Source organism: Candidatus Nitrospira neomarina, from assembly GCF_032051675.1.
In the GTDB taxonomy this organism is placed as follows: Bacteria; Nitrospirota; Nitrospiria; order Nitrospirales; family UBA8639; genus Nitrospira_E; species Nitrospira_E neomarina.
This window is the reverse complement of the sequence record NZ_CP116968.1, coordinates 2,287,708-2,305,825: the sequence shown is the minus strand read 5'-3', so window position 1 is coordinate 2,305,825 and position 18,118 is coordinate 2,287,708. Positions and strand designations below refer to the sequence as shown.

12 protein-coding genes are annotated in these 18,118 nt (G+C 49.0%); 6 read left to right on the top strand and 6 right to left on the bottom strand.

All coding sequences use genetic code 11. The annotated features are described in order from the left end of the window. Positions 1-22: 22 nt before the first annotated feature. A complete protein-coding gene (locus PQG83_RS10025) occupies positions 23-769 on the bottom strand; it encodes a CpsD/CapB family tyrosine-protein kinase (protein ID WP_312748989.1) in 747 nt (248 codons plus the stop codon). A gap of 61 nt (positions 770-830) precedes the next feature. Next, a complete protein-coding gene (locus tag PQG83_RS10020) occupies positions 831-3,101 on the bottom strand; it encodes an AAA family ATPase (RefSeq protein ID WP_312748988.1) in 2,271 nt (756 codons plus the stop codon). A gap of 1,051 nt (positions 3,102-4,152) precedes the next feature. Between PQG83_RS10020 and PQG83_RS10015 the strand changes: the two genes are divergently transcribed. Both PQG83_RS10015 and PQG83_RS10010 read left to right on the top strand, forming a co-directional pair. After that, positions 4,153-7,656, top strand: a complete 3,504-nt coding sequence (locus tag PQG83_RS10015; RefSeq protein WP_312748986.1) for a PAS domain-containing protein — start codon at positions 4,153-4,155, stop codon at positions 7,654-7,656. A gap of 244 nt (positions 7,657-7,900) precedes the next feature. Next, complete coding sequence (locus PQG83_RS10010) at positions 7,901-8,770, top strand: transporter (RefSeq protein WP_312748985.1); 870 nt, start codon at positions 7,901-7,903, stop codon at positions 8,768-8,770. 76 nt (positions 8,771-8,846) lie between these two features. Here PQG83_RS10010 and PQG83_RS10005 read toward each other — a convergent pair whose 3' ends face one another. Further along, complete coding sequence (locus PQG83_RS10005) at positions 8,847-9,533, bottom strand: tetratricopeptide repeat protein (protein WP_312748983.1); 687 nt, start codon at positions 9,531-9,533, stop codon at positions 8,847-8,849. 436 nt (positions 9,534-9,969) lie between these two features. Here PQG83_RS10005 and kaiC point away from each other — a divergent pair, with 436 nt between their 5' ends. The 4 genes from kaiC (at position 9,970) to PQG83_RS09985 (ending at position 14,354) form a co-directional block, all read left to right on the top strand. Continuing rightward, positions 9,970-11,394 carry a circadian clock protein KaiC gene (kaiC, locus tag PQG83_RS10000; RefSeq protein WP_312748981.1) on the top strand — a complete coding sequence of 475 codons (1,425 nt, stop codon included), beginning with the start codon at positions 9,970-9,972 and terminating at the stop codon, positions 11,392-11,394. Positions 11,395-11,522: 128 nt separating this feature from the next. Beyond that, entirely contained in the window at positions 11,523-11,882 is a 360-nt protein-coding gene (locus tag PQG83_RS09995) for a circadian clock KaiB family protein (RefSeq protein WP_312748979.1), read from the top strand. Beyond that, entirely contained in the window at positions 11,879-12,223 is a 345-nt protein-coding gene (locus PQG83_RS09990) for a circadian clock KaiB family protein (RefSeq protein ID WP_312748977.1), read from the top strand. The genes PQG83_RS09995 and PQG83_RS09990 overlap by 4 nt, the downstream gene beginning before the upstream one ends. A 76-nt stretch (positions 12,224-12,299) precedes the next feature. After that, positions 12,300-14,354, top strand: coding sequence for a response regulator (locus PQG83_RS09985; protein ID WP_312748975.1), 2,055 nt, complete (start codon positions 12,300-12,302; stop codon positions 14,352-14,354). 245 nt (positions 14,355-14,599) lie between these two features. Here PQG83_RS09985 and PQG83_RS09980 read toward each other — a convergent pair whose 3' ends face one another. From PQG83_RS09980 to PQG83_RS09970, 3 genes are all read right to left on the bottom strand, one after another. After that, entirely contained in the window at positions 14,600-15,658 is a 1,059-nt protein-coding gene (locus tag PQG83_RS09980) for a zinc-binding metallopeptidase family protein (RefSeq protein WP_312748973.1), read from the bottom strand. A 99-nt stretch (positions 15,659-15,757) separates the two neighbouring features. Continuing rightward, positions 15,758-16,672: a glutaminase gene (locus PQG83_RS09975; protein ID WP_312748971.1), complete on the bottom strand. Its 915-nt coding sequence runs from the start codon at positions 16,670-16,672 to the stop codon at positions 15,758-15,760. A gap of 598 nt (positions 16,673-17,270) precedes the next feature. Continuing rightward, on the bottom strand, positions 17,271-17,690 hold the full coding sequence (locus PQG83_RS09970) for a DUF5069 domain-containing protein (RefSeq protein WP_312748969.1): 420 nt from the start codon (positions 17,688-17,690) through the stop codon (positions 17,271-17,273). Between the last annotated feature and the right edge of the window lie 428 nt (positions 17,691-18,118).

Here is an 18,118-nt window from a genome sequence, read left to right as displayed (position 1 = left end):
ACCAGTTGACTCAATGGTAAGGTCATATTCGCCTGTAGACCCACTTTGGAATGTAATAACGCTGCTTATTGAAGACTATACCTAGGAGATTTCCACCACTGTGCGAAATCCGGTCTCGGAGATTTGAGATGACTTGTGAGCGGGTTTTTTCTGCTTCCACCACCATCACCACCCCATCAGCGGCTGCACACAATTCCAAGCCCTCATCAGAGATATCGATCGGTGCGGTATCTATGAGAATCATGTCGAATTGTTTTCGTATATGGTTCCACAAATCCCGCTTATTTGTGATGACCTCGTGTTGCAAGCTTTCTGAACTGTCTCCAGAAAGCATGGCGAGGAACAAGCGGGAATGTTGAACAGGTGTGATGGCCTGATCTAAATCCCCTCCATTACGCATAATATATTGCAACGAGATTTTTGGAGGAATCCCAAAGAATTGATGTTGTGTTATTTTTTGAGAATCTCCATCCACCAGCAACACGGACTTCCCCTGTGTTTCAACCAGGACTCTTCCGTACTCCTGAACAATAGTCGAGACCCCTTCCTGGTTTCTGCTACTGATAAATTGAATAATGTTGTGTTGGGGATCAGGAAGAAGGCCGGCAAGGCGTTGTTCCAGTTGCACCATCTCTCGGCGCATTTTTAGGGGAGGTAAATTGGAAACGACGACCGGCTGCGAACGTGGGCGTTCTTCTATTGGATGGATCTTGATGACTTCTAGTTGATTTTCGTAGGCCTGTTGCAAGGCCTCGTATACTTTACTCATTTGGCGATTCTCATACAGTAATATTCAAGGTTTTGCTACTTTGGCAAAATTAATTCACCGTTTATTCAGATGGATTGGCTTCAGATGTCTGGTCTGTCTGCGTTTTCACATCCTTAGGAATTTTCGGAAAGGCAATGTCCTGCCCCGGAAAGATTTTCTTGGGATTCTGTATTTTGGGGTTGTACTCCAAAACACGTTGAACATAGCTCGGATGAGACGACCCATAGACAACCTTGACCAATTTTTCTAGCGTATCGCCCTCTTGTACGGTAGCCACAGCATAGGGGGATTCGCGTTTGGCCTCAACCTTGGTTTCATTCGGTTTGGTTTGCTCGGAAGAGCTGGCAAATATTTTTTTCGAAGAAGGTAATTGCTTATCTTCAACCGACACCAAAGTCACGTCTGCCTCAGGCACCTTTCTTTTGCTCTCGAACACTTTTAAGGGCGGAAATATAATTTTTTGTCCCGGATACATTCTTCGCACGCTCGTAATGTGACGATTATGTTCAAGAACAAATTGAACTCTAGATGGACTAGCCGACCCATACACATCATGCAATAATTTTGCCATTGTGTCACCCTTTTTCACGATCCTGGTGACGGGTGAAGATGGGGAACCCACCTCTGGCTTACTTGGACTTTCCTGCGATGTCACACGTGATTGTGCGACAGGGACCGAAGGAGGGCTATCTTGGCTAGGTGGATTGATTTGTTTTTCAGCGACTACTGTGGTTTGTCCTGCACGCTCACTGAGGTTTTCAGGACTCATTCCAAGCAGATTGTCCTCACTGACATTCTCAGATAGTGTCTTTGCCTCATCCTGAAGTACCGGATTTCCTTCTAACATACTACTTGCTTCAGCCGTCGCTATACCCTCTTCCTGGATCAAGAGCTCAGGGAGTGCATGTTGGTCTGACTGGATAAATGGTGTTGCTGTTTCATCCTGACCAAGGCTCGCTTCATTTTCCGGACTGCCTGCTTCAGCCTTCACTAGAACCTCTTCCTGCGTGGAGAGATCGAAGTGTTCTTGTGGGAGGGGAAGGATTTCAGGCAATACGGTCTTTGAGGTTGAGGGTGCCTCTCGCTCATCTGAAAATGGAGGTGCCTCATGTTGGAAGTTTTCCGGTGGCATTCCGGCAAGTAGGAGGTCTTCCTGGTTGTCAGGGTTTATAGGTGTTTTGCCAGGGGGTTGAGTCGTGGTTAATTCGGCATTCGAGCTGACCCGGTTTCGTAATTTCTCAAAGACTTCAGATACTGATTGCGTTACGAAGGTCTGTGCTCTTTCCGTCAGGGTCGGACCTGTTTGAGTAGGGGATGGGGTATATTCCTCTACACTGAGGAGATCTTGATCAGATGCGAGGTCTTGATCCGGATTCTCCGTTTCTTTAACCAGTTGTCCAGCCCCAGGCATTGAAGACATATCCGAAAGTTTTGACTCAGTCAGGGGCAGGAGCGCGACCAGTCCAAGGACAAGGATGAGAGCCAAGCCAATCAGGGGGACTAATTTCCAGAGCGAGTGAGCGGGTCGGCCGGTCAGGTCACCGATCACCTCTTTGGCAATTTTAGCTGTCACCAAGGCTGTGTTGTACCCAAAGGCGGTGACCAGGGCATTATCACAGAGAATATTCAGGCGCCGGGGAATTCCCTTGGCTTCCTGAACAATTAGGGCTGTGGCCGATTTGGTAAAAATCTTTTTCCCTTCCCCTCCGGCCTTGTCCAACCGATGCCGGATATATTCAAAACTTTCCGGCTTGGAGAGGGGTTGAATGATGGCTCGTACGGCGATGCGTTGCCGTAACTGCCGGAGTTCATACCGATCGAGAAGGGCATCTAATTCCGGTTGACCCAAGAGCACAATTTGAATGAGCTTGTCTTTTGGGGTTTCCAAATTTGACAACATCCGCAGATGTTCTAATGTGTCCACCGGCATATTTTGCGCTTCGTCAATCAAGAGCACCACGGTCCGGCCTTCCCGGTATTTGTCTATGAGGACGAAATGCAGTTGTTCCAACACTTCGGCATCGTCCCCCTCGATGGGGGTGTGTCCCAGTTCACGCAGCAGGGTCTTGAGTAAGTTGGTAAATGACAGGTTAGGATTGAGGAGATATACCGTTTCCTGATTGGCCTGAGGATTTTGATTCAGAAACGATCGGAGAATCGTCGTTTTTCCAAGACCAACTTGGCCGGTGACGGCAATAAATCCTTTTTTTTCCTTTATTCCATAGATCAGCGAACCCAACGCCTGTTTGTGGCCGGGGCTGAGATACAAAAAATCCGGATCCGGGGTGGTGTTAAATGGTTTGGTCCGTAACCCGAAAAAATTAAAATACATCGCCTATTCCTAATTTTGCGTTTCTGAGCATCGCTCGCTTAAAAGTGGAAACCTAAATTTATGCAACTTTCTTATCTTCCGGTTCCCTGCCCCCTGCTTTATATTTATTTAACAAGTCCACACAGGTGATAGTTATAATAATTCAGGAAATGGAGCAACAACTTTTTGTTGCTCTGGTTCTAAATGCCCTTAATTTAGGGGAACATCCGTCGATTGATGTACAGTCGTTTTGATTCTCTCAGTCCACAATCAAACCGATGTCCACAAGGCTTTCCAAAATGAGTTAAGACACTGCACTTGGGGGAAAGAACGAAGATCCGAGCTTCGCAAACTTCTTCGCATGCACCGCACTTAAGGATGAAAGAAAATTGAGAGGTTTAGTCTATCAAGATACGCCATTTTGGGTAAAAAAGGTATGCATATGAGGATGAAAAAACATTAAGAATATGTACTATATAAATAATGAGCGATTATAACGAAAAATATCAATATATAGCTAGTGATTTCCTATAAGGAGACCACTCTAATTTAAAATATCCCAAGGCATCCTCCTCCAGGGAACAATCGGCCCCCTGAAAAACTTTCGAGGGCAGGCCGCGGCGGTCGCTCCCCTGAAAATCCGGGCGACCTCGGCTGCCATGCCCAGTCTCTCTATGGTTGGATTGCTAGGGAGTGTTCATTCCTTCCCCCTTCATTTTTCATAAATGGTTATCTATATAGTAGCGTTCATTTCACCGATTCCAGGCCCTGGGTACCTCTATTAAAATGGAAATGTATTATGGTAAATCTGTTCCCCTCGCTAGCTTTGAGGTTCACCGTCAAGGGTTTTTGATAGGTTCCCATTCATCGGAAAACTGAAATAATGGGAAGTACATTTTTATGGCAGACGTTTTTTGATCCTGGTGTAGGAGAAGGGCGTGGTGTGCCTAAATGCCAAAACTCAGCAGTAAGAACCTTCAGGCCGTTTCTCAACTCACTTAAAAATCTCAAATCTGGTCATGGGATCCATAAGGATTCGACTGGATAAAATTTTTCCCTGAAATTGAACCCGATGGAAAATCCGAACGCCTCCCATACCAAGTCTGAAGAAATTTTGCCGGGCCAGGCCACCGATTTGGCCATGGCTCCCGTCGGACCTGAGACAAAGGAATGTGAGAGCGTAGGATTCGAGGAACGTATTCTCCTCGGAGTCTTAGCTCACGCTGAAGAAGCCCTGGTTGTGTGCGATACGTCGGGAAACATCATTCGCGCCAGCCATGCGGTCAATCGTTACTATCACCTTCAATGCTTGAATCGCCCATTTGATGAAATCTTTCATCTATCCCTTCCGCACGGGATGAAGCAGCCTTCCGCTGGATCTTCAGCAAATCTGAGCAGAAAGTACCTCTCACGAATTCTGGCCGGAGAATCATTGCACAACGAAGCCGTCTGCCTGACAACAGAGGATGGAACGTTTGCCGAGGTCCTGTTCGGTGCCCACCCGCTACAAGATGAACACCAGAGAGTGATCGGCGCAATTATGACGTTTGGCGACAGCGGGCCACTACTCCATAGCGAATATATTCTCAAACGCCATAACGACGTGCTGGAAAATATTATTGCCGGCAACCCTCTTTCCATTATATTGGAAAAGCTTTGCCTGGAAATTGAGCAATATTTTAAGGCCGGTGTTCGGGCTTCTATCCTTCTGCTGGAGGATGGATGTCGGCTGTGTCATGCTGCGTCCCCCTCTCTACCCGAGAGCTATAGTCAAGCAATAAATGGTTTGGAAATCGGTCCGGAGGTAGGATCTTGTGGTGCAGCAGCCTATCTCAAAGAGCCTGTGTATGTGGCAAACATTTCCGAGCATCCGAATTGGGTGCATTTTAAGGAATTAGCCGGGAGACATGGGATACAGGCCTGCTGGTCTACGCCGATTCTCGCGAGTGATGGGCATGTCCTCGGCACCTTTGCCTTATATGCTCCTGTTCTACGGTTACCCTCCACTGAAGAAAAAGAGTATCTGGAATTTCTTGCGCATTCGGCCTCCATTGCCATTGAAAAAGTGCAGGCTCAGGAACGGCTTCTGCAGCAAAAACATGCGCTGGAGGTGGTGAATCGAATCGGCAGTTCGTTGGCAGCCGAATTGAATTTAGAAAAACTGGTTCAATCCGTCACGGATGCGTGTCGGGAATTAACGGGAGCGGAATTCGGGGCGTTTTTTTATAATATGGTGAATGAAAAGGGAGAGTCTTATGCCTTATATACCATCTCCGGTGTTCCGCGCGAAGCCTTTGATGGGTTTCCCATGCCGAGAAATACGCCTATTTTCGCTCCGACATTTTCTGGGGATGAGGTTGTTCGAATCGCCGACGTGACGGCCGACCCTCGATATGGACAAATGCCTCCTTATCACGGAATGCCCCCCGGGCATCTTCCCGTCAAGAGTTATCTGGCGGTCCCGGTCGTATCCCGCTCCGGAGAAGTTTTGGGGGGATTATTTTTCGGGCATTCACAACCCAACATGTTTACCCAAACGGGTGAAGCCATTCTCATAGGTATTGCTTCGCAGGCTGCGATTGCCATCGATAATGCCCGTTTATACCAATCCGCTCAGAAAGAAATTGAACAGCGAAAACACGTTTCGGAAAATCTGAGACGATTGGCCTCAATTGTGGAATCATCTCAGGATGCCATTTATAGTCTCAATAGGGCCGGGATGATCACCAGTTGGAACAATGGGGCGGAAAAGATGTATGGGTATGCTGCCTCCGAAATCGTGGATCAGTCTTTCTCCATTCTCCTTCCTCCGGAATCACGACAGGACATCTTTTCAGACTTAGCCTTTCTTTTAAACCAAACCGGGGCGACGCTTCAGGAATCCCTCCGAATGAAAAGGGAGGGTGTGGTGTTTCCTGTATCCTTGACGATTTCTCCAATTCTGGACGTGGATGGAAACCTGATTGGCCACTCCTTGATTGAACGGGATATTTCCGAGCAAAAACGAATTGGAGAAGCCCTTCGATCGAGTGAAAGCCGCCACCAGGCGATATGGGAAAATTCTCCAACGGCAAAATTTGTGAAAGATTTGAATGGGACCTATCAACTGATTAATAAACGGATTGAAACCATTTTCCAAATGCCTCGGGAAGCCATTTTGGGAAAGACGGATTATGAATTAATGAACCCGGCTGATGCCCGACGCCTACGGGCGAATGACCAGGAGATTCTCGACTCCCGAACCCCGAAAGAATTTGAAGAGCAGATAGAACTGCCGGATGGGGTGCATACGTATCTGTCCGTGAAATTTCCTTTATACGATGCCCAAGGAATTCCCCATGCGATCTGTGGAATTGCAACGGATATTACCGCGAGAAAACAGGCAGAGCAGGCCCTGCAGGAATTGAACGATTCCTTGGAGCAACGGGTGTCTGATCGGACTCGTGATCTGTTGGTCTATCAGGAGAATCTGCGGGCCATGACCTCCGAGTTGGTGGTCACGGAACAACGGGAACGGCGACGCTTGTCCACCGAACTGCATGATTATCTGGCGCAATTGCTTGTGGTCTGCCGGATGAAACTGGCTCAAGCCCTCAATGAGTGGAGCATGCCTGCCTTAAAGACCAATCTGGATGAAATCGATCAAATCCTTTCCGACTCCCTTTCCTATACACGCACGTTGATTGCCGAGCTGAGTCCCAGCATTTTGTATGAACTCGGGCTCGTTCCGGCGCTGAAATGGTTGGGTCAGCAGATGGAGCGCCATGACCTGCGTGTGCAGGTACAGCATGGAGACCAGGCCATAGAGCTTTCAGAGGATCAGGCTATTTTTGTGTTTCAGGCCGTTCGCGAATTGCTCTTTAATATCATTAAACACTCCGGAGTGAGCGAAGCCCTCGTTTCCCTCAAGAGGACCGCATCCCAGGAACTTCACGTAAAGGTGGAGGATGCGGGGAAAGGCTTTCACCCATCGCCGATTTCAACAGATTATTCCAAACCTGGAAGATTCGGGCTATTTAGTATTCGAGAACGAACGGAAGCGCTAGGCGGTCACTTTTACATCGAATCCGCGCCAGGGAAGGGAACGCAGGCGACCCTCGTGGTTCCGCTTCAGCCGGTCTCACCAACGGTTGCGTCGAACTCAGATTCCAAAGGAATTCCAAAGCCTCTCGATCCAATCGCGCAAGGTGGTTCAAGGAAAAAAGTTGTTCGAATTCTTCTGGTCGATGATCATGCCATGATTCGTGAAGGAATCCGAACCCTGTTGGAAAACCATGAAGATTTCGTCATCGTGGGAGAAGCAAAAAATGGAGAAGAAGCGATAGCGGTAGCCCAACTGGTCCTACCCGATGTGGTGATCATGGATGTCAACATGCCAAAAATGAATGGCATTGAGGCGACAAAGTGGCTTACCCGGAAACACCCTTCAATCAGGGTCATCGGATTGTCGGTTCATGAAGACAAACAGATCGAAAAAATGCTGCTCGAAGCCGGGGCCGCCACGTATGTGACCAAAGGGAGTGTCGCCAGCCAACTGGTCGAGGCCATCCGACAGGTCGTGAATCAAATTTCCTAAGCCTTTTCGTATCGTGCTTTCCGAGAATCACCCGTAGGTGGGATAGACGGGTTTCATCTAGGCAAAGTCTGTAAGAAAATGCCGAATTGATCCTTGGGAATGCTCTCTCATATTATCGGGATCTCATAGATGAGCCTCCGGCTACGACCTGGTTTAAAGGAAGGCTCCATTTCATCATTTTCTGGACGACAACCCTCACGGCAATCACGGTATCTTTGAGCCTTTTAAATGGATTCGAAATTCTTTGCGAATATCCTGTTTTCCCAACATTAAAAGAATTGGTCGATCGCTCCCTGGAGTCTTAGGATGGTCACTGTGTATGGTCCTGATCGGACAGTCCTGGTGTTTCGGGCAGGAGAATGGAGGCGAAGCTACTTCCTCTCGTCCGTGGATCATGGGGCAGGCCAGCTCTTTTTCCGCGGCGATTGCGACGGATCGGCCGACATTCAGCCTGAGTCCGGCCACGATCGCTCCAGGACGCATTCAAATCGAAACGGGATATACCTTTTCTCTTGAAAAGGCATCTCCCGATGTCAAAACGCATAACTTCCCTGAGACCCTCGTCCGTATTGGATTGACCGAGACTGTGGAGTTTCGCGTGGAATGGCCAAACCTGACTTACATTGACAATGGCCGTGATGTAAATGGGTTTAATGATCTTGGCCTGGGATTTAAAGTGCAGGTCTGGCAGCAAAAAGGGTATAGGCCACGGTTGAGTTTCGTCGGCCGACTGTCGATTCCCACGGGAGATAAGGATTTTTCTTCGGATCGGGTCGACCCGCTATTCCGGACGATTTTGACGTATGGGTTGGATGAACAAGTGGGAATATTCGGGACGGTGAATATCGGCAGTCCCACTTCTCAGGGAACGCGGTTTGTTCGAGTTTCTTCGTCGCTCGGGCTCAGCGCCATCCTTCGTGATCGCTTAACCGGATTTGTGGAATATTTCGGATTGTATCCCAGGGATGTGGCGAGTGGGAGCGCAAATTTTCTTCAAACGGGTGTGCTCTATCAACTGACATACAATCTTCAACTGGATGCACTCGTCGGAGGCGGCCTGACTCATGGAAGCGATGATTTCCTGACGGGTGCGGGAATCTCGTGGAGATTTTAGCCTTAATGGAAAAGAAGGCGGAAGGCGTCGTTCTTTCACCTGACATGAGGGTTGAGCTCAGGGGCGAAAGAGACCTCTATTCCCTTCGGAAGAGAAGATGTAAAATTTTTTCGGTCTCAAGGACGAGTTGATCCTGGTGGTGTTTAAAGGCCTCCACCAGCTCCAGGCGGGAATGGGCCTCTGAATAATCCGGTCGCAAGCCAATGGCCTGACGAAGAGCCTTGATGGCATTCGAGGGTTGACCATGTGCCATGTAGGTCAGGCCTAAATCGGAGAAGGCCTCCGCATCGTTGGGATTCAATCTTGTCGCGGTGCTGAATGCCTGCTGAGCCTCGTGAAATTTTTGTTGTGCCAATCGTGACCGTCCCAGCCAGTATTCAGTCTGACTATTCCCTCTCTCTAATTGTGCGGCTCTATCAAGGGCTACTTCGGCCTGTTTCCATTCGTGTTGATCAAGATAGACGGCTCCCAGACCCTGAAACGCACCGGCGAGATCGGGATTAAGTTGAATCGCGGCCCGATATTCCTCAATGGCGCCGTTCGGATCTCCCTGCTGGGTGAGTATTTCCGCCAATTTGAGATGAGTAGCGGGAGAATTGACCTGATATGCGGGTTCCGCCCGGAGCAATTCACGCTTCCTCCGAAGACCGGCTTCGACACATTCGTTCGTGACTGGGGCGTGGGCGGTGCAGGTCTCTGAAGGTGGTGAGGTTGCAGGAACAATGTGCAGGACTTCCGGCCGAAGAGAAGGGGGTGGGCTCATGATCCATCCCACCAGAAACAGCAGGAGGATGGATTGATAGCAGCTGGACGCCCGAAAAAGGAAATATGAATGCCTGTTCCACATCATGAGGAAATGAAGGGCAAAGATATTGTGACACTGAGACGGAATGTATCACATGAGGAAAAATTGAGGTGATTGGTCGACAAATGAGCCATCCTTCGGTCTATTCTGTCCATTCGTCTCTGTTCCTATTAATTGATAGGGCGTCTGTCAAACTTATAACATGACGCATGGAGAGGATTGCCTCCCGCTAAAACACACCTGGGATGAGGCAGAGAATTGATGTGGCTGTTAGGACATCGTCCACCAACCATTGTGGTCTGAATTTCTCAGACTGTCGTCAGGTTATAGGCTTTTTTAGGGCATTGTGTTAAATTTCGACGTCAATCTATCCCAGCTCAGGAAATTGTAAAATATGCCACGGAAAAAATCATCAAACAAAATCGTCCATTCGGAATTTCCAAAAGCGCCCACCGGCATTCAAGGCCTGGATGACATCACGTCTGGCGGGCTTCCCAGGGGACGAACCACGTTGGTTTGCGGAAGCCCGGGCTGTGGAAAAACACTATTAGGCATGGAGTTCCTGGTCCGCGGGGCCCTCCACATGGACGAACCCGGTGTGATGTTGGCGTTCGAGGAAACGGCAGAGGAATTGACCCAAAATGTCAGGTCCCTGGGGTTTGATCTGGACCAATTGATCAAAGATAAGAAATTGATTTTGGATACGATCCCCATTGAAGCCACCGAATTCGAGGAAAGCGGAGAGTATGATCTCGAAGGATTGTTTGTGCGACTGGGTGAGTCTATTGACGCTATCGGGGCCAAACGTATTGTGTTGGATACCATCGAGGTCTTGTTCGGCGGGTTATCCAATCAAGGTATTATCCGCTCCGAGTTGCGGCGTTTGTTTCAGTGGCTGAAAGACAAAAATATGACCTCCATTGTCACCGGCGAGCGGGGAGAGGGGTCCCTCACCCGTCAGGGACTTGAGGAATATGTATCGGACTGTGTGATTCTGCTGGATCATCGAGTGAATGAGCAGATGTCCACGCGCCGGCTGCGGGTGGTCAAATACCGGGGAAGTATGCATGGAACCAATGAATTCCCCTTTCTCATCGGACAACATGGATTGTCCGTGTTGCCCATCACCTCCTTACAACTCGAACATACCGTTTCCAAAGAAAAAATCTCGACCGGGGTTCCGCAATTGGATGAGATGTTCGGGGGGGAAGGGGTGTTCTGTGGGTCGACGGTGTTGGTGACTGGAGGAGTCGGGACCGGCAAGACGAGTCTGGTCTCGCATTTTGCTGAAGCCGCCTGTCGTCGGGGAGAGCATGTCTTGTATTTTGCCTTTGAGGAGTCGAGTCCTCAGATCATCCGGAACATGAAATCCATCGGACTTAATCTGGAAAAATGGGTGCAAAAGGGATTGCTGCACATTGAAGCGTCACGTCCGACCTTATACGGATTGGAATCCCATCTTGTGAATTTCTACAATGCCGTGAATACCCATCACCCGAGTCTCGTGATCATGGACCCGATCAACGACTTTCTTTCCATCGGGTCAACCCGGGAGATCAAGTCCTTATTTTTGAGAATGGTGGATTTCCTCAAGTCTCATCAGATAACGTTGATTTGCACAGGCCTCGTCTCTCATGCGGATTTCATTCAGGAGACGGAGATCGGCGTGTCCTCCCTCGCTGATACCTGGATACTGCTGTCAAATCTGGAATTCGAGGGCGAACACCATCGGCAATTGTATATTTTAAAATCCCGTGGCATGGCGCATTCTAATAAGGTTCGGAAATATACGATGAGTCATCGGGGGTTTTCATTTTAGGGGTTTCTGTGGCCATCGCCGAAACCAGGACGGGATCGCTTCAATTATTCTTGGATGAAAAAATCGTCAAGGACCATAACACCGGGATGTCACACAATGTCAGATGACTCTTGAAGGGTCTTCCAACCATGAACAAAGTATCTCAGAGGCCTAGGCGGCAATCTCCAAAGAATTCTCCCTACCACTTAACACTCTATGTCGCGGGATATTCGCCCAAATCGCGACTGGCCATGAGTAATCTCAAGCAATTGTGTGAGACCCGTCTTTCCTCGAAGTATACTGTGGAAATTGTGGATCTTCTCCGGGAGCCCCACAGGGCCAGACTGGACCAGATTGTGGCCATTCCCACATTAGTCAAAAAATTACCGCTTCCCTTAAAAAAGATTATTGGAGATTTATCGAACACAGAAAAAGTATTGGTAGGGCTCGATCTGCATGATGAGTCAGGTGAAGTGATTCTTTCAAGCTCAATGGAGCCGGCATCATGAGCGCGCGCGGGCCATCAACCACCGGAAAGAAGAGTCCTGCCGGGGAGAAAGCCGGTATTCGGCTTCGGCTGTATGTAACCGGCGCGACCAGCCTATCGCTTCGGGCTATGGCCAATATCAAATCCATTTGCGGGGACTATCTCAAAGACCTGAATCCTGATTTACAAATCATCGATTTGTATCGCAATCCCGCTTCCGCTCGTGCCAACCAAATTTTTGCCGCTCCGACTCTCATCAAAGAATTTCCTCTTCCCAGTTGCAGAATCATCGGCGATCTTTCAAAAAAGGACCGTGTGCTGCATTCTCTGGGATTGACTCCGTCTCCTCCTCTGCCCTCTTAAGGATAAACGGCATATATCCATGGCTTCCAAGCATAAACCATCTCTAGCCAAATACGTTCCTCCAAGCCAGGAGGAAATGTTACAGCAACGGTTGAAGGAAGCGGAAGACACGCTCCAGGCAATCCGGGAAGGAGGGGTAGATGCCCTCATCGTCGAGACGGGGGAAGGGGATCAAGTCTTTACCCTTAGGAGCGCCGACTATCCGTATCGACTCATCATCGATAATATGATCCAAGGGGCGGTCATTTTTGATGATGCCGGGATTATTTTTTATGCGAATGCCACATTTGCCAGAATGGTCAATCACTCGCATCAGGAGCTGTTCGGCTATTCGCTTGACTCATTTATTGATGAGGAAGATCGGGAGTTTTTTAGAACTCTGACTTCTTCTCATTCCCACTCAGCCGGGGGGACGGGGACTATTCGCTTGGTGCCCAAAGACCGACATGATCTTGCCGTTTTTGTCGGCCTTGTCTCCATTAAGATTGATAACCAGTATCTGCATTGTGCGATTTTGACCGACCTGACGGAACAGAAGAAATACGACCGGGCCCTAGTGGAAGAAAAATTTTCCAGGATGATTCTGGAACAAACGGGGGAGGCGGTGGTCGTGTGTGAACCGTCCGGCCGAATCATTCGCAGCAGTCGTGCGACCGATAGACTCGTCCAGCAATCCACACTGCATACCTGGTTTCATGAAAAATTCAAATTTTTGCCCTCTATCACCGGAATGGCTGCCTGCGGAAGCGAGTCATGGAGTGCAGGGAGGAATGTGATTGAGGACGTGATTGGAGGAAGGACGCTCCACGGGCTGGAAGTAACGTTGCAAGTTGCCAATAGGACCGTGCCCTTGCTCCTCAGTGGCCGACCCCTGCTGGATGAACACGAGAATACGATCGGGGCCATCATTACGATGGTGGATATTACCGAGCAAAAACAGGCTGAACAGGCTTTAAAAGATCTCAACGATTCCCTTGAACAACGCATCGTGAATCGCACGCGGGACTTGTTGAGTTATCAAAAACATCTCCGGGAAATGACTTCGGAGCTTGTCGTGACGGAACAACGGGAACGTCGACGTCTGGCCAATGAACTTCACGATTATCTTGCCCAATTAATAGTTGTCTGCCGCATGAAACTTGCCCAACTGAATCGGGCGGGGTGGACTCCGGAATTGAAAACAAATATCGAGGACATTGATAAAATCCTGACGGATTCCCTTGAGTACACCAGGACCCTCATTGCGGAGCTCAGTCCCAGTATTTTGTATGAATTGGGGATTGTGCCTGCCCTGTTCTGGCTTGGGGGGCAATTTGAACGACATAATCTTCATGTGGATGTCCGGGAGGAAGATAAAGATATTTCACTCCCGGAAGATCATGCCATATTTGTGTTTCAGGCTGTACGGGAACTTCTCTTTAATATCCTGAAGCATGCCGACACGAAACACGCCACGATTTCACTCAAGAAGACAGCACCCCACGAACTGCAAGTGAAAGTAAAGGATGCCGGAAGAGGGTTTCACATCTCAAGCGAATCGCAGGATTTTGCCAGGCCCGGAAAATTCGGACTCTTCAGTATCCGTGAGCGTGTCGAAGCCCTGGGGGGAGAAATTCAGATCGAGGCAAAACAGGGGGAGGGGACCTGCATCACACTTCATGTCCCTTATGATTCTTTCCCTCCATCAGAACTTTCTGATAGCCGGTCGGGTAACTTGATCTTCATGGGATCTTCGTCTTCCACCACGGCACGGGAAAAGGGAATTCGAATTCTCCTCGTCGACGATCATGCCCTTGTGAGGCAAGGCATGCGGGGATTATTGGAGGTTCAACCGGATTTTCTTGTCGTGGGAGAGGCACAAAATGGCCTGGAAGCCATAGAAAGCACACGAACGCTTCACCCAGATATTATTGTGATGGACGTGAATATGCCCAAGATGAATGGCATTGAGGCGACTCGAAACATTGTGCGGGAATTCCCCTCGATGCCTATTATCGGCCTGTCTGTCCAGGAAGATAAACACGTACAAGGACTCATGCTGGAAGCAGGAGCTTCCCTGTATTTGACCAAAAATGGCATTGCCAGCCAACTCGTCGACGGCATTCGTCGTCTGGTTCTCTCATCTCCCTAACCTCCTGACTTTCATCCCAAAACCGATGAGATGGGTGGATGTACATTCCTTCTCTGATTACTTTGACGGTTTTCTTTTTATCGTGCCGGCAGTCCTCGCGGCAAGTTGGCATCTGGCGTTTCTACCTCCCTTACCCCTTCCTGCAAGGAGGGGCGTGGCAGATTCGCGTTGGCAGAACAACCTACACGAACTCCTGCAGAGCTAATGTAGATTTGGCGCGAACGGATAGATGCCAGAATGGAAAATCATGATCGCGTCCCCCGAATCAGTTGATGAATATACTGGAGCTTTGCAATAACGGGTGGAACCAGCACTTCCGGTATCAAATCTAATAAGCCCATTGCTCGATTCATTTCATTCAGTCCCAGCCCAAGCCGTTGGTAGGAACGAATCATGTCTTCGATGTTGGCTGTCGTCGGATCGATCCCCTCTCCGATACCCGTGTGCCTCGCGGTATCGAGCACACTGACGATGGCAAGATACTTGGCAAAGGTCTCCGCAAAATCCTCCCATGGGTGCATGGTGGCATAGACACTAATGAAGCTGGTCTGCCAGTCAGAAGGCGGACCTTCCGAATAATGCCGTTCAAGGGCTTCAGCATACGTCGGATGTTGATGATCGCCGAAGATCCGGATAAAGGCCTCCTCTTGCGTGTTCCGTATCAGCATCTCCCAATAATAATGCGCAATTTCATGGCGAAAGTGCCCAATGATGGTCCGATGAGCTTCTCCAAAGGAGACACGTAACTTTTCCCGTTCAACATCTTCGGTCTCACGGAGGTTGATGGTGATTTTTCCGTTGTGATGTCCTGTCAACACCTGTTCATGCTCTCCCATTGTGTGCCAGACATTCCCGGAAAGATTCACATCGGCTTTGAAGTCAAACGATAGGCCGGGTTGAATGCCATCTTCTGCTTTCCCGTAAGGGAGACCCAATAAATCCAAGGTGTAGAGTAGACGTCGTTTGCCTGTTTCCAATCGATACCAACGCTCTCGATTTCCCTCCACAGTAAGATCGGGAATCGTGTCGTTGTAGCGACAGTAGTCACAGAGCTGCGTGACGGGTTGATCATTGGGGTTTGCTTGAAGGCACCGATTACACACCTGCTCAACGGCATAATTATGACATTTGAGGAGTGGGGCATGGCATGCCGTGTAGCCACATCGATAGGCACCGTCAGGACTCACGAGTAACCCGGAAATACGATGGCAAGTCGGGCACCATCCCACTTCCGAATGGCAGGACAGGCAGTGGGTATTTTCAAAGAACAGCGTATTGCCGCAATGGCAGGTATACATCTTCATGGTGATCTATTCCTGGTTACCGGTTAAGTGAATGTGAGAATCCAGACGAGGGAAGGACGACCCTTCATCTGCTGTACAAACAGCCATCATCATCATAAATCAGAAAATAGAAACACCGGTTTTGGTGGTAAACAATTCGAGTGCGTATTGTCCCGCGAATGAATTGCCCTTTTCGTTTAAACCGGGGGACCAGACGGCAACGGTGAGCCGGTTTGGGATCACCCCGACAATTCCACCACCCACCCCACTTTTCCCCGGCAATCCGACATTAAAGGCGAAGTCTCCTGCCGCATCGTAGGTTCCGCAGGTGAGCATGAGGGCATTCACTCTTTTCGTCTGGCTTGGGGTGAGGACCTGCTGATTGGTCCAAGGACAGTGCCCTTTGTTGGCGAGAAAGAGAAAACCTTTTGCCAGGTCGACACAACTCATCGACAGTGAGCAGTGGAAGTAATAAAACTCCAACACCTCTTCAACGTCATTGGTGAGGTTGGAAAAACTTTTGAGGAAATTGGCCATGGCCGCATTCCGAAAGCCGCTTCGTCGTTCGGAGCGGGCCACCTGGGGATCATCTTGAATGGCCGTATTATTGGCCCGTTGCCGGATATAATCGAGAAAGGAATGTTTGGTGTCCTGTAAATGAGAGAGGAGGATATCGGAGATGACCAAAGCTCCTGCGTTGATAAAGGGATTTCTGGGTATGCCATGTTCAAACTCGAGCTGGACGAGAGAGTTGAAGGTCGATCCGGATGGTTCGACTCCGACTCGTGTCCAGATTTTGTCGCCTTCAAACGGAAATGCGAGTGTCAGGGTATAGACCTTCGAAATGCTTTGAATCGAGAATGGCTCCAAGGCCTGTCCAACGTGAAACACTTCTCCGTCAACAGTCTGGACCGCCATGCCAAATTTGTGAGGAGAAATGGACGCCAGTTGGGGAATGTACGTGGCGACTGTCCCTGAAGGTAATACCTGAAGCACTTCATGATGGATTTCTTCTAAAATTCCTTGATAGTCCATAAGTCTCACCGATTTTCTTGAGAAATTACCAAATTGAAGTGAAAGGGTCAGGTTTCACGGCAACTGTGGAGGAGTGCTCTTCTACGCTATAACTCCTTCGACAAGGGAAATCTATAGACAAATTTTATAACCGCGCACCTCTGGCAGCGAATCCAGCGGTCTCAAATATGATCACGTCATGGAAGTGAGGAAATTGGGAGGTCTTTTTGTCAGGAAAGGTGTTTTCAAAAAATCGTAAACTCCCCAAATCACGGATCAGGCAACATATTGAGTTCTCCACCCCGCAGCGCTCATCATTCTGAACAGATGAATCCTGATGGGGTCTATACACGTGTAAGGATGACAAGAAAACCAGATGGGAGACACCCTCAACCGAATAGTCATGCTGAGCCCTTTCGACTCCGCTCAGGGCAGGCGCCCGAAGCATCTGGCTGAGCCATGGCCTGGTTGGGCTGGTCTCAGATCCTTCGTTTCTTCAGGATGACAAGCAGAGGTACGGACCTTTTAGAGCTTGTCCTGAGAGTCACGTCGAAGGCCTCGAGCCACAATTTCCGTGTGATCTCCAATCCTCCTGTGCTGGTCGTTCGTCGACACTGACTTACGGGGCTTCATCCTGTTCGATCATTTCAAAGAGACTGTTCACGGGTTGCTTGATGGATTTGGGATAGACAAACCATTTTATGAGATGGCGCACAAAGGAGACAGGGTAGCCTGGAGTGCCTAGCTTGGGGGCAAAGTCATTCCAACTCGATATAGTTGAGGAATGTACCCCCGGCTGACCCAGGAACCACCGTTCCAGGTCCTGGTCCGTATGAGTTTCTATGACGGCAGTGCGAAATTGACGAAAAGACAGCCTGAAGTGTCGAAGGAAATAGCCGTCAATTCCAATCGGACTGCCTAAAGACAAGCGGTAGAGGAGTGGAAAGTTTCCCTCTTGAGAAGCCCGCACTTTATCCGCCATACGGGCGAGCCAACAGCAATTGGCTAAGGTCTCTTGTGGGCGACGAAGTTTCATCATGAGTTGAATGAATGGACCCGTACGAAATCTTACCTCATTTCATCGGGGAGGCATATTCTCGCGGACCATGTCATGCAGGATTTTCAAGCATTTAGCGGAATGTTGAAAACATACCAGAGGTTTTTCTCATGGTCCTGGTCGTGGGCATTTTCCTCAAGGTACTTACCTTCTTCATTGTGCTCCAGTTTTCCAAGAATGAGGCGCTTTACTTTTATTCAGAAAAAGCGCATGGTAGAAAAACATCAAAAAAATCGAGGTCGTCATGGGGTAAATCGTTCTTTCTTCATCCTATCGAAAATGATCCATACGAAGGCCTTCCGGAAATATGTCCGGAAGGCCTTCGTGTTTTCATGATGCGGGAAACATGAACATTTTAAGGAACAACATGGAATTCTCTGAGTGAAGGGTCGTCGAGGATCGGAAGGAGG